The sequence below is a fragment of the Mesorhizobium sp. P2_C7 genome (genome assembly GCF_056404515.1).
Genome location: NZ_JBFUDW010000004.1, coordinates 172479 through 185524 on the forward strand (window position 1 = coordinate 172479; position 13046 = coordinate 185524).

The window sequence follows — 13046 nt, forward strand, 5'->3', positions numbered from 1 at the left end:
ATGCTCTTCGGCAAGACCATCCTTGTCACCGGCGTCGCTTCCGGCATTGGCGCGCGCACCGCAGAACTCGCCGGCCAGTTCGGCGCCGATGTGATCGGCGTCGATGTGCGTGAGCCGGCTGCCGCGGTTGGCAGCTTCGTCAAGGCCGACATCTCCAGCAAGGCTGGTGTCGACGATCTCATCGCGCGTCTGCCGCAGCGTATCGACGCCCTCTGCAATGTCGCCGGCCTCTCCGGCAACACCGGTGCGGCGGCGACACTGGCCGTCAATTTCTTCGGGCTGCGGGCGCTTTCGGAAGGTCTCGTGCCAAAACTTCGCGAAGGCGGCGCCATCGTCAACGTCGCCTCGATCGCCGGCTATGGCTGGCGCGCCCATCTCAATCGCGCCGCCTCGATGGTCGGCATCGAAGGTTTTCCCGATGTCGCCGAGGTGGTCTGCGACCACGCAGTCAGGAACGAGGAAGGCTATCCCGTCTCCAAGGAACTGCTGCTGCTATGGACCTTCCGTGCGGCGCACCAGGACCTGTTCAAACGCCGCGGCATCCGCGTCAATGCGGTAAGCCCTGGCCCGGTCGAGACACCGATCCTCAAACAGTTCCGCACCGTGCTTGGCGATGCCCGCGTCGACAGCGACATTGCCAGGGTCGGGCGCGCCGGCACCTCCGGCGACATCGCGCCGGTGGTGCTGTTCCTGTGCTCGGACGGCGCGCGCTGGATCAACGGCGTCAACGTGCCGGTCGACGGTGGCCTCGAAGCATCGATCAATGCCGAAATGTTCGGATTCTAGACCATGATTCCGAAAAGCGGGAACCGGTTTTCGTAAGAGATCATGGTCAAGCAAGAATAGAGGGATGGAGACAGTCATGGACATCGGACTTCTGATCGACGGCGACGAACGGGCTGCCTCAGGTGCGGCGTCCTACGAGCGCATGGACCCGTTCACCGGCAGGCTGGCGACTCGCGCCGCCGCGGCCAGCATTGCCGACGCCAACGCCGCGGTAGAGGCCGCAGCGGCCGCCTTTCCGGCCTGGTCGAAGACCGGGCCCGGTGAGCGCCGCGCCTTGCTGAGCAAAGCGGCCGACGTCATGGCCTCGAAGGTCGGCGAGTTCACCAAGCTGTTGATGGAAGAGACCGGCGCCACCGCCCCGTGGGCCGGCTTCAACGTCATGCTGGCGGCCAACATGCTGCGCGAGGCGGCGGCGATGACGACGCAGATTTCGGGCGAGATCATCCCGTCCGACAAGCCGGACACGCTGGCCATGGCGATCCGCCAGCCGGCTGGTGTGTGCCTCGGCATCGCGCCATGGAATGCGCCGGTCATTCTTGGCACCCGCGCCATCGCCATGCCGATCGCCTGCGGCAACACGGTGGTGCTGAAAGCTTCCGAAATGTGCCCCGGCACGCACCGGCTGATCGGCCAGGTGCTGGTCGAGGCCGGCCTGCCGAAGGGCGTCATCAATGTCGTCACCAACGATCCGAAGGACGCCGCCGGCATTGTCGAGGCGCTGGTCGCGCATCCTGCAGTCAAGCGCGTCAACTTCACTGGCTCGACCAAGGTGGGCAGGATCATCGCCGAACTCGCCGGACGGCACCTGAAGCCGGCGCTGCTCGAACTCGGCGGCAAGGCGCCGTTGCTGGTCCTGGACGATGCCGACATCGACGCGGCCGTCAACGCCGCCACCTTCGGCGCGTTCATGCATCAGGGCCAGATCTGCATGTCGACCGAGCGTCTGATCGTCGACGAAAAGGTCGCCGATGAATTCGTTTCCAAGCTCGCGGCACGCGCGTCGCAACTGCCAGCGGGCGATCCACGCGGCCATGTCGTGCTGGGCTCGCTGATCAGCAGCCAGGCGGCCGACAAGATGGAGGAACTCGTCACCGATGCCGTCGCCAAGGGCGCCAGGCTGGTGGCCGGCGGCAAGCGCAGTGGCACCGTGGTGGAAGCGACCTTGCTCGACCATGTCACGCCGGCCATGCGCGTCTATGCCGAAGAATCCTTCGGGCCGGTCAAGCCGGTGATCCGGGTCAAGGGCGAGGACGAGGCCGTGCGTGTCGCCAACGACACCGAATACGGCCTGTCGTCAGCCGTCTTCAGCCGCGACATCAAGCGTGCCATGGCGGTCGCCGCGCGCATCGAAGCCGGCATCTGCCATATCAATGGCCCGACCGTCGGCGACGAGGCACAAATGCCGTTCGGCGGCGTCAAGGGCTCGGGCTATGGCCGTTTCGGCGGCAAGGCCTCGATCGCCGAGTTCACCGATTTGCGCTGGGTGACGATCGAGGATCCGGGCCAGCATTATCCGTTCTGACTGTATTCATTCGGACGGTCAGACCGCCTGTGAGGGCGTGAAGCGAACACTGGCGGATCGCATCTGGCCGGGCGCCAGCACGATGCGGCCGGTGTCGATGCCCGCGTCGCGGTTGAAGGCATCGGTGATGTTGGTGACCGGCTCGGCGCAAAAGAACGGCTCGCCGGGCGGCGTGTAGAGAACGAGGAAATCGAGCGGCACCTCGGCCTCGATCTCCAGTTGCCGTCCATGTTCCGGCCAGCAAATCCGGGCCCGGCGCGTCCATCCGGTGAAGACGGTATCGAAGTCCGTCTCGGACACATCGAAGCCCGTGGTGGGGTTGGCACCGGCCGGCGGCAGGACGTGGCGGGTTGGCAAGATGTCCGCATCGGTCTCCCACATGCCGGACACCGGCGCCTGGACATGCGTCCACGGCGTCGACGGGAAATAAGGATGCAGGCCGAACCCGGCCGGCATCGGCGTGTCCGAGAGATTGCGCAGCGAAATGGTGATGCCCAGACTGCCATCGGCCAGCGAGATGACTTGCTCGGCCTCGTAGCTCCATGGCCAGGAGTCGGCGGCGTGGCGATAGCGCAAGACGACAGCGCTGGGTTCGTGCCGCCCGACTGTCCATGGCCGACGCCAGCCATGGCCGTGCTCATGATGCGGGTCATCGGGGCTTGTCGGCAGTGTGACGGTACGACCAGCGAAGGCGAAGCGACCACCCCTTATGCGGTTGGAATAGGGAACCAATGGGAAACAGGCCATGGCGCCGGCATCGCGGCGGCTGATCGCCGCCGGATCGGCCGGGCGTAGCAAGTCCACGACAGAGCCGTCTTGCCGCCAGCGATACGACGCTACCGCACCGCCGGCGGCCGGAGCAATCTCGGCCGTCGCAATGCCGTCGCTGATCGAAAGCAGCTCTGTGTGCTGCTCCACAACGGCTGCTGAATTCTTTGTCATCGGCATGTCCCCATCCCTTGACTCCAATCGCCACGGCTATAAGACATATCATATGAATAGTATGAAGAATAAGAAATCTTTTAGCACGGCGCGGACTTCGCGAGTCGCCGTCGCGGTTTCCAGCGGCTCCACGGCACTGCATGCGACGGTTGTCGAGCAGATCGGGTTGCGCATCGTGCAGGGCGATTTCCTGCCCGGCGAGGCACTGCCCAATGCGGACGATTCCAGCGAGATGTTGGGGGTCAGCCGCACGGTGCTGCGCGAGGCGATCAAGGTGCTGGCCGGCAAGGGGCTCGTCGAATCGCGGCCGAAGACCGGGACAAGGGTGCGTCCCCGCACCGACTGGAACTTCCTCGACCCGGACGTCCTGTCGTGGCGTTACGCCAGCGGCGTCAGCGCCGACGATGTGCGGGCGCTGTTCGAACTGCGCCGGGCCATCGAGCCGATGTCGGCCGCACTTGCCGCGCAGCGCGCCACGCCGGCGCAGATCGCCGAGATCAACGCCGCACTCGCCGAAATGGAAGCCGTTGTCGACGACGGCGACCGCTTCGCCAAGCCTGATCTGCTGTTCCACCAGACCATTCTGCGCATGACCGGCAACGAGCTGATCGGTTCGCTCGCGGCATTGGTCGAAACCGCTCTGGTGATGAGCTTCCGCCTCTCCAACGACAATCCGGAAGGACAGCGCCACTCTTTGCCGCTGCACCGCGAAGTGGCTGAGAAGATCGCCGCGCGCGATGCCGCCGGCGCGCAAAAGGCGCTGCTGGTGCTCATCGACGATGCCGAGGAAGACGTGCGCCGCAGTGTCGAGAACCGCAACAGGCGCCGCACCAATCGGGAGCTGGCATCGTGACCGAGACCAAACGCAAGCTGCGGTCCGAGGCCTGGTTCGGCGGCGAAGGCAAGAACGCCTTCATGCACCGCAGCTGGATGAAGAACCAGGGCATTCCCGCCGACGCGTTCGACGGCCGCCCGGTGATCGGCATTTGCAACACCTGGTCGGAACTGACACCATGCAACGCGCATCTGCGCGCCCTGGCCGACCACGTCAAACGTGGCGTCTATGAAGCCGGCGGCCTGCCGCTGGAATTTCCGGTCATGTCATTGGGCGAGAGCAACATGCGCCCCACCGCCATGCTGTTTCGCAACCTGGTCAGCATGGATGTCGAGGAATCCATCCGCGGCAATCCTATCGACGGCGTCATCCTGCTGGTCGGCTGCGACAAGACCACGCCTGCGCTGCTGATGGGTGCTGCATCATGCAATCTGCCGACCATCACCGTTTCCGGCGGACCGATGCTCAACGGCAAGTTCCGCGGACAAGATATTGGCTCGGGCACGCATGTCTGGAAATTCGCCGAAGAGGTGAAGGCCGGCCGCATGCCGGTCGCCGATTTCCTGGCCGCCGAACAGGGCCAGAGCCGGTCGGCGGGCAGCTGCATGACAATGGGCACGGCTTCGACCATGGCCAGCATGGTGGAGGCGCTCGGCATCGGCATGCCGGACAATGCCGCGATCCCGGCGGTGGATTCACGCCGTGGCGTGCTCGCCCAGATGGCCGGACGCCAGATCGTCGAGCTGGTCCGCAAGGATGTTACGATTGCGCGGATCCTCACCAGGCAAGCGTTCGAGAACGCCATTCGCGTCAATGGCGCGATCGGCGGCTCGACCAATGCGGTGCTGCACCTGATCGCCATCGCCAACCGGATCGGTGTCGATCTCAGCCTCGATGACTGGGACCGCCTTGGCCGCGACGTTCCGACCATTGTCGATCTGATGCCATCGGGCCGGTTCCTGATGGAAGATTTCTACTATGCCGGGGGGCTGGCTGCGGTCATGGCGTCGCTTGATGAAGTGGGGCTTCTTCATCGCGACGCCATGACCGTCAGCAACAAGACCATTGGCGAGTTGATCGACGGCGCGCCCAACTACAACACCGAGGTCATCCGCCCGCTAAGCGACCCGCTGACCAGGGAAGGCGGCATCTCGATCCTGCGCGGCAATCTGGCGCCCAACGGGGCGGTCATCAAACCGTCGGCGGCAACGCCCGAGCTGATGCAGCATCGCGGCAAGGCGATCGTCTTCGAAAACATCGAGCACTACTACGCCCGCATCGACGATCCGGAGCTGGATATCGACGCCTCTTCGGTGATGGTGCTGAAGAACTGCGGACCGCGTGGCTACCCCGGGATGGCCGAGGTCGGCAACATGCCGCTGCCGGCCAAGCTGCTGAAGCAAGGCGTCTCCGACATGGTGCGCATCTCGGACGCGCGCATGAGCGGCACCGCCTACGGCACCGTGGTGCTGCATGTGGCGCCGGAAGCAGCGGCCGGCGGGGCGCTGGCGCTGGTGCGCGATGGCGATCTCATCGAGCTGGACGTGGCCGGCCGGCGCCTGGAGCTTTTGGTGTCGGACGAGGAACTGGCTATCCGCCGGCACAACTGGCAGCCGCCGACGCCGCCCGAAGGCGGTTACCAGAGCCTCTATGTCGAGCGCGTTCTGCAGGCCGACAAGGGCTGCGATTTCGACTTTCTCGTCGGTCGGCGCGATGCCGGCATCCCCCGGCATTCCCACTAGAGAGGCGCGCGCGATGGATGAAATCGGCGGCTACGCCACCTACCCCAGCCTCAAAGGCCGCAGCGTCTTCATAACCGGCGGTGGCAGTGGCATCGGCGAAAGCCTGGTGCGCCATTTCTGCGCGCAAGGCAGCCGCGTTGCCTTTGTGGACCGGGCCGAGGAGCCGTCCCGGCGCCTGGTCGACGCGATCGCGGCTGATGGACATCGCGCGCCGCTGTTCATCGCCTGCGACCTGCGTGACGTCGAAAAACTGCAGGCGGCAACGGTGCAGGCGATGCAGCACAACGGCCCGATCCAGGTTCTGTGCAACAATGCCGGCAACGACGATCGCCATCAAACCAGTGACGTGACGGTCGCCTATTGGGACGACCGCATGGCGGTCAATCTGCGCCACCAGTTCTTTGCGGCGCAAGCGGTGCGCCCGCAGATGGGCTCGCTGGGCGGCGGCTCGATCATCAATTTCGGTTCCATCACCTGGATGGTCGGCGATCCCGATTGCCCCGCCTATGTGACGGCAAAGGCGGCGGTTTACGGCATGACGCGGGCGCTGGCCCGCGAGCTTGGTCCCGAGCGCATCCGCGTCAACTGCATGGTGCCTGGCTGGGTGATGACAGAGCGCCAGATGCGCTTGTGGCTGAATCCGGCCGGAGAGCGGCAGATCGAGGAGAGGCAATGCCTGCCCGACCGGCTGCAGCCCTCCGATATTGCGCGCATGGCGCTGTTCCTCGCCGCCGACGACAGCCGCATGTGCACAAGCCAGCAATTCATCGTCGATGCGGGCTGGGTGTGACCCGCACGGCCTCAAGGGAAGAAGGTTACCTCATGCGTCTTGTTCAGTTCAGAATGCCCGATGGCAACAGGCGGGTTGGCCGTGTCTCCGACGACGGCAATCACCTGCACCCGCTCGAAAGGACCAGCACCGTGCTGGAACTGGCCGAAGCGGCAATTGCTGAGGGCGTTTCCATCGCCGCCCTTGTCGAGAAGCGGACGGACACTGCAACGGTCGACTATGATGAGCTGTTGCGCGACGGCCGCGTGCTGGCCCCGGTCGATCATCCGGAACCGGCGCGCTTCCTGGTCACCGGCACGGGCCTGACCCATACCGGAAGCGCCGCGGCACGCGACAAGATGCATGTGCTTACGCATGGCGAGGACGCCGAGGAATCCGATTCACTGAAGATCTTTCGCATGGGTCTCGAGGGCGGCAAACCCGCCGCCGGGCAGATCGGGATCCAGCCCGAATGGTTCTTCAAGGGCGTCGGCACCTGCGTCGTGCCGCCCGGCGCTGCGCTGCCGATGCCGGCCTTCGCGCGCGCCGGCGCGGAAGAGGCCGAGATCGTCGGGCTCTATCTCAATGGGCCGGACGGCCGCCCCTATCGCATCGGCTATGCGCTCGGCAACGAATACTCCGACCATGTCACGGAAGCCGAGAACTACCTCTATCTTGCCCATTCAAAACTCCGCTCCTGCTCGATCGGCCCGGAGCTTTTGATCGGCGACCTGCCCGATGAAGTGCGCGGCCATTCCCGCATCCTGCGCGACGGCGCCGTCGTCTGGGAGCAGGAGTTCCTGTCGGGCGAGGCGCACATGTCGCACTCGATCGCGAATCTCGAACATTTCCATTTCCGCTACCCGATGCACCGCAGAGCGGGCGACCTGCATGCCTACTTCTTCGGCGCGGCGGTGATGAGCTACGCCTCCGGCATCAAGACGGCTTCCGGCGACGAGTATGAAATCCAGGCACAGACATTCGGAAAGCCACTGCGCAACCGGATGGAGTCGGTGCCGGACGAGGGACTGGTCGCCGTCACCCAGCTGTGACGGCAAAGGTCCGGAAACTGCGGTCCACCAGAACGACAATGGGAGATTAAAAATGGGACTGAAAAAACTGTTTCTAAGAATGGCGGCAATCGGCCTCGGCATCGGCCTGATGACATCGGCAGCCTTGGCCGCGAACCTTCGGGTTCTGGCCTGGGACGGCTACGCCGACCCGGACTGGGTGAAGGACTTCACCGCGGCAACCGGCATCGGCGTCGATGTCGTGTTCATCGGCAGCGACGACGAGATCTGGGCCAAGATCAAGGGCAGCGAAGGGCAGGACTTCGACGTCTTCGCCGTCAACACGGCCCAGTTGCAGCGCTACATCAAGGCCGATCTGGTGTCGCCGATCGACGTGACGAAACTGGCCAACCAGAAAGAGGTGCTGCCGCGCTTCCGGGATCTCACGGCGGTGAGCGGCGTCACCAAGGACGGCAAGGTCTATGGCATTCCGTTCTGCTTCGACTCGATCGGCCTGATCTACGACACCGACAAGGTCAAACCGGCGCCGACATCGATGTCGGTCCTGTGGGACCCGGCCTACAAGGGCAAGGTTCTGGCCTATGACAATGGCGAGCACAATTTCTCGTTCACCGCGCTGACGCTCGGCTACAAGGATCCGTTCAATCTGAATGAAGAACAGATGGCGGCGGTCAAGGCCAAGTTGGTCGAACTCAAGCGCAATGTGCTGAGCTTCTACACCACCGCCGACGAGGCGCAGCAGATCTATCAGAACAATGACGTGGCCCTGATCTGGGCCAATTACGGCCAGCAGCAGGTCAAGGCGCTGCAGAAGATCGGCGCCCATGTCGCCTACGTCAATCCAAGCGAGGGTGCGCTTGCCTGGCTCGACAACTGGGTCATCTCCAAGGGCGTCCGCGACAATGCGGCGGCCGAGAAATGGATCGACTTCATGCTGAGCAAGAAGGTCAGCGGCGAGCTTTCCGAGCGCACCGGTTTCGGCAACACGGTGACGGAGACCGGCAGCGCCGGCGGCAACGACAAGCTGGTCTGGCTCAACAATGTCGAGGACCCGCTGAAGCGGTCGGACATGTGGAACGAGATCAAGGCCACGCCCTGATCTTTCCGCACGAAGACTTCGAGGGACCCGGCGGTCCGGACGTTCCGGACCGCCGAAGCGTATGCGAGAGTATTCAATGAACCAGAACACCGACCTCTTGACGCTGCGGTCCGTCTCGAAATCCTACGGCACCGTTCCGGTGCTGCACGACATCGACCTGTCGATCAAGGACGGTGAGTTCCTGACCGTTCTTGGGCCGTCAGGCTCCGGCAAGACCACGGTGCTGCGGCTGATCGGCGGGCTGGAACCACTGACGTCGGGCGAGATCCGGCTCGACGGCCACGACATCAGCCGCATGCCGATCAACCGGCGGCCATTCAACACCGTGTTCCAGGACTATGCGCTGTTTCCGCATCTGACCGTTTCCGGCAATGTCGGCTACGGGCTTTCGGTTCGCCACCTGCCGCGCAAGGAGATTGCGCGCCGCGTCGCGGAAGCGCTGGAGCTTGTCCAGCTCGGGCGTTTCACCGACCGCTTTCCAGCCCAGCTCTCCGGTGGCCAACGCCAGCGCGTCGCCTTGGCCCGCGCGCTGATCTGCCAGCCGCGCCTGATCCTGCTCGACGAGCCGCTGGCGGCGCTCGACCTGGAGCTTCGCCGGCAAATGCAGGAGTTCCTGAAATCCATCCAGCGCGAAATCAAAACCACCTTCCTGTTCGTCACCCACGACCAGGAAGAAGCGATCGGCATGGCCGATCGGATCTGCGTCATGCAGGCCGGCCATATCCGCCAGCTCGGCACGCCGCACGAGCTTTACTACAAGCCGAATTGCGAGTTCGTGGCGCGCTTCTTCGGCGAGAACAATCTGGTGGCCGGAAAGCTTGGATCCGTCCAGGGCGAACTGCGATCGATCGAGACGGCGCTCGGACGCCTGGTCTGTTCGATCAGTGACCAACCGCATTTGAAGACCGCGGCGGATGGCGCCACTGCCTTCGCTGCCTTCCGTCCCGAGGCCTTGCACCTTGCCGATGCAAAGGCCACAGAGAACCGCTTCTCCGGCACGATCGCCGACATGGCCTTCGCCGGCTCATCGACCGTTGCCACCATCACGGCCGGCGCCGACCATGCTGGGCAACGCTTGCGGCTGCGCATGCCGAGCCGGGTCGACGGCAGCACGCTGAAATCCGGCGCGACGATCTCCCTTGCGTTTGCGCCGCATGAAGGCCACCTGGTGCTGGCATGAGCGGAACCGGCACGATACCGCTCGCGGAACGGCGATGGTCACTGCTGGTGACGGTGCTGGCTTTCGCCTTGCCGGTGGTCTTCGTCCTCGTGCCGCTGGCGATCTTCCTCGGCTATAGCTTCTTCAGCGTCGACCAGGGCACGATCGTTCATACGCTGTCACTGGGCAACTATGTCCGCTTCTTTACCGATCCGATCTTTCTTCCGGTATTCTGGAACACCATCGTGCTGTGTCTCTCGGTGGCGGCAATCTGCATTCTGCTCGCCTATCCCGCCGCCTATTTCCTGACGACCCTGAAGGGGCGCTGGCGCTATGCCTTGCTGATGCTGCTGCTGGTGCCGCTGCTGATGAGCTACGTCATCAAGATCTATGCGATCCGCAGCATCCTCGGCCTTAACGGCTTTCTCAACAAGGCGCTGGTCGGCCTCGGCATCCTGCAGGAGCCATCGACGCTTTTCGTGTTCAACATGAACGCCATCCTGCTGACGCTGACGCTGCTGCTGATCCCGTTCGCCATCCTGCCGATCTTCCTGTCGCTGGAGCGGATTCCGCAGGTGCTGCTGCGCGCCTCCGACGATCTGGGCGCAAGCGGCCTGCAGACGTTCCTGCGCATCACCTTGCCGCTCAGCCTGCCCGGCGTCGCCTCCGCGGCGAGCTTCGTGTTCGTGCTGGCCATCGGCGATTTCCTGACGCCGCAAATGGTCGGCGGGATCAGCGGCTTCACCTTTGGCCGCATCCTCTACAGCCAGTTCGGCACGGCCTATAACTGGCCGTTCGGCGCGGCGCTGTCGGTGGCGCTGGCGGTCGTGGTGATCGCGGCAATTCTTGTCGGCGAGCGCTTCGGCCGCAACCGGGGGACAGCGATATGACCGCCCTGCCCCGGCTATCCACCGTCTTTCTGGCTGCGATCACGACATTGGTCGCGATGCTGCTCTACAGCCCGCTGGCCGTGCCGATCGTGTCGTCGTTCTTCACCATTGCGCATGGCAATGTCGATTGGTCGTCGCCGACGCTTGCGACCTATGTCGCTCTGGCCGAAAACCACGACATTCTGGCCGCCTTGCGGACCACGCTGATCGTCGGCGTCTGCACCGTCATCCTGTCGGTGGCCAGCGGAACGCTTCTGGCGCTCTACTATCACAGCCGCCGTTCCGGGCGCACGCTGCTGCAGTTCATCATCTTCCTGCCGTTCCTGATGCCGCCGATCATCAGCGGTCTGGCGCTGCTGATCTTCTTCCGCGAGATCGGCCTTGAACGCTCGCTGCTGACGGTGGTCATCGGACATACGGTTTTCGTGTTGGCGATCGTCTATCGCACGGTGCTGATGCGGCTGCAGTCGATGAGCCGCACGCTGGTCGAAGCATCCTGCGATCTCGGCGCCACCGGCTGGCAAACGTTCTGGCGCATCGTCCTGCCGAACCTGTCGAGCGCCATGGTCGGCGGTGCCATCCTGGCTTTCGCGCTGTCGTTCGACGAGACCATGATCACCATCCTGGTCACCGGCACCCAAAGCACGCTGCCGGTGAGGCTGTGGGCGATGATGCGGCTTGGCTTTTCCCCCGACATCAATGCGCTGGTGGCGCTGATCCTGATGTTCACCGTACTGCTCTGCGTGCTCGCCGCCCGTTTTCTCATCCCCAGGCAAGTCGCGACGGAACGGACTTGAGTGCGCGGCAGCCACGACCGACGGATGTCGCAGTGCCAAGTTGATTACAGGCTGGCCGCTCAGGCAGACGGGACTAGGTCGAAGACCCGCCCCGGATTGAGGATGTTTCTGGGGTCGAGAGCTGTCTTCAGCCGCCGCATCGTGGCGATCTCGGCATCGCTGCGGACCAGATGCAGCCATTTCTTCTTGTCGAGGCCGATGCCATGTTCGGCCGAAACGCCGCCGCCGGCTGCCGCCACGCCGCGATAGACGATATCGTATGCCGCCGCCGGATCCACCGTGCGGACCTGGTAGTGCAGATTGCCGTCACCGAGATGGCCGAAGACATAGATGTCGGCGCCGGGATCCATGGCATGGATGGCAGCGTCCGCTTCCCGCAGGAAAATACCCATCCGCGCCAGCGGGATGCTGATGTCGACGCCGACAAGGCCTTTGATCGAAAACAGGACGCGATTGGCGTCCTCGCGCACGGCCCACAGCGCCCGGACTTCGCGCGGCGACTGCGAGACGACCACATCGTCGACCACGCCGTCCTCGACCGCCTGCATCAAGACCTCGGCGAAGCGCTCGCCGTCACGGTCGGGTTCGCTGCCCTGGATCTCGACCAGCACATAGACAGGCGAACCCGCCGGCAGCGGCGCCGGCATGTCCATGCTGGCGACCATCGCGTCATAGAGCGGCGCGAAGTTGACCTCATAGGCGGACAACAGCGGGCCGAGCCTTTGCCGCAGCAGCCCAAGCAGGGCGATCGCCGCATCAAGCGATGGGAGTGCGCAGAAGGCGTTTACCTCGGACACCGGCTTCGGATGCAGCCTGAGCGCCGCGCGTGTGACGACGCCAAGCGTCCCCTCCGTGCCGATGAAGAGCTGGCCGAGGTCGTAGCCGGAATTGTCCTTGGGCAGGCCCTTCAGCGAGGTCAGCACGCTGCCATCGGCAAGCACCGCCTCCAGCCCCAGAACCTGCGCCCGGTACATGCCGTAGCGCAGCACGCGGATGCCACCGGCATTGGTGGCGACATTGCCGCCGATAGTGGCCGAACCGCGTGCGCCGATATCGACCCCGAACATCAGACCGGCGCCATCGGCCGCCTCCTGCACCGCCTGCAACGTTGCGCCCGCCTCGGCGACGATGGTGGCGGACTGGCGATCCGGCGCATCGAGACCCGTCATGCGCTCCAGCGACAGCACGATTTCACCCGGCTGCACGCGCGCGGCGCCCGTCAGCCCGGTGCGTCCGCCCTGCACCACGACTGGCTGGCCGAGATTGTTGCATGCGGCAAGAGCTGCCGCGACACCCTCGGTGTCTCGCGGGCGCAGCACTGCTTCGGGGAGAGCGCCAAGCTTGCCATCGGGATCGTCGCGATAGCGCTGGTCCACGTCGGAGCCGGCGAGCACACCGCCCGCGCCCAGCCTGTCGCCGAGAGCAGATAGAAATGTTTCAGTTTCAGGCGACATTGGCCAATCCTGTTGATGGG

Annotated in this window: 12 protein-coding genes; 10 read left to right on the forward strand and 2 right to left on the reverse strand. The window is 64.5% G+C overall.

Annotation, left to right across the window (positions count from 1 at the left end):
• Positions 1–786, forward strand: a complete 786-nt coding sequence (locus AC1D2G_RS10785) for a coniferyl-alcohol dehydrogenase (protein WP_477414106.1) — start codon at positions 1–3, stop codon at positions 784–786.
• Between the two features lie 76 nt (positions 787–862).
• Positions 863–2308, forward strand: a complete 1446-nt coding sequence (locus AC1D2G_RS10790; protein WP_477413831.1) for an aldehyde dehydrogenase — start codon at positions 863–865, stop codon at positions 2306–2308.
• 18 nt (positions 2309–2326) lie between these two features.
• Here the strand turns inward: AC1D2G_RS10790 and AC1D2G_RS10795 are convergent, their stop codons facing one another.
• Complete coding sequence (locus AC1D2G_RS10795; RefSeq protein WP_477413833.1) at positions 2327–3250, reverse strand: aldose 1-epimerase; 924 nt, start codon at positions 3248–3250, stop codon at positions 2327–2329.
• 52 nt (positions 3251–3302) lie between these two features.
• On the opposite strand from AC1D2G_RS10795, the gene AC1D2G_RS10800 reads away from it, so the two are divergent.
• The 8 genes from AC1D2G_RS10800 (at position 3303) to AC1D2G_RS10835 (ending at position 11572) form a co-directional block, all read left to right on the forward strand.
• Entirely contained in the window at positions 3303–4103 is an 801-nt protein-coding gene (locus tag AC1D2G_RS10800; protein ID WP_477413835.1) for a FadR/GntR family transcriptional regulator, read from the forward strand.
• Positions 4100–5827: an IlvD/Edd family dehydratase gene (locus AC1D2G_RS10805; RefSeq protein WP_477413837.1), complete on the forward strand. Its 1728-nt coding sequence runs from the start codon at positions 4100–4102 to the stop codon at positions 5825–5827. The genes AC1D2G_RS10800 and AC1D2G_RS10805 overlap by 4 nt, the downstream gene beginning before the upstream one ends.
• A 13-nt stretch (positions 5828–5840) precedes the next feature.
• Positions 5841–6617: an SDR family NAD(P)-dependent oxidoreductase gene (locus AC1D2G_RS10810; RefSeq protein ID WP_477413839.1), complete on the forward strand. Its 777-nt coding sequence runs from the start codon at positions 5841–5843 to the stop codon at positions 6615–6617.
• 32 nt (positions 6618–6649) lie between these two features.
• Positions 6650–7648, forward strand: coding sequence for an AraD1 family protein (gene araD1, locus AC1D2G_RS10815; protein WP_477413841.1), 999 nt, complete (start codon positions 6650–6652; stop codon positions 7646–7648).
• A 52-nt stretch (positions 7649–7700) separates the two neighbouring features.
• Positions 7701–8726, forward strand: coding sequence for an ABC transporter substrate-binding protein (locus tag AC1D2G_RS10820; RefSeq protein ID WP_477300858.1), 1026 nt, complete (start codon positions 7701–7703; stop codon positions 8724–8726).
• A 76-nt stretch (positions 8727–8802) separates the two neighbouring features.
• Positions 8803–9906 (forward strand): ABC transporter ATP-binding protein, encoded by a 1104-nt coding sequence (locus AC1D2G_RS10825; protein ID WP_477413843.1) that lies wholly within the window; start codon positions 8803–8805, stop codon positions 9904–9906.
• The gene (locus AC1D2G_RS10830) at positions 9903–10775 is read left to right on the forward strand and encodes an ABC transporter permease (RefSeq protein ID WP_095080915.1); all 873 of its coding nucleotides are present in this window, start codon (positions 9903–9905) and stop codon (positions 10773–10775) included. Before AC1D2G_RS10825 ends, AC1D2G_RS10830 begins: the two co-directional genes overlap by 4 nt.
• Complete coding sequence (locus AC1D2G_RS10835) at positions 10772–11572, forward strand: ABC transporter permease (protein ID WP_477413845.1); 801 nt, start codon at positions 10772–10774, stop codon at positions 11570–11572. Before AC1D2G_RS10830 ends, AC1D2G_RS10835 begins: the two co-directional genes overlap by 4 nt.
• Before the next feature lie 59 nt (positions 11573–11631).
• Here the strand turns inward: AC1D2G_RS10835 and AC1D2G_RS10840 are convergent, their stop codons facing one another.
• Complete coding sequence (locus AC1D2G_RS10840; protein WP_477413847.1) at positions 11632–13026, reverse strand: FAD-binding oxidoreductase; 1395 nt, start codon at positions 13024–13026, stop codon at positions 11632–11634.
• Between the last annotated feature and the right edge of the window lie 20 nt (positions 13027–13046).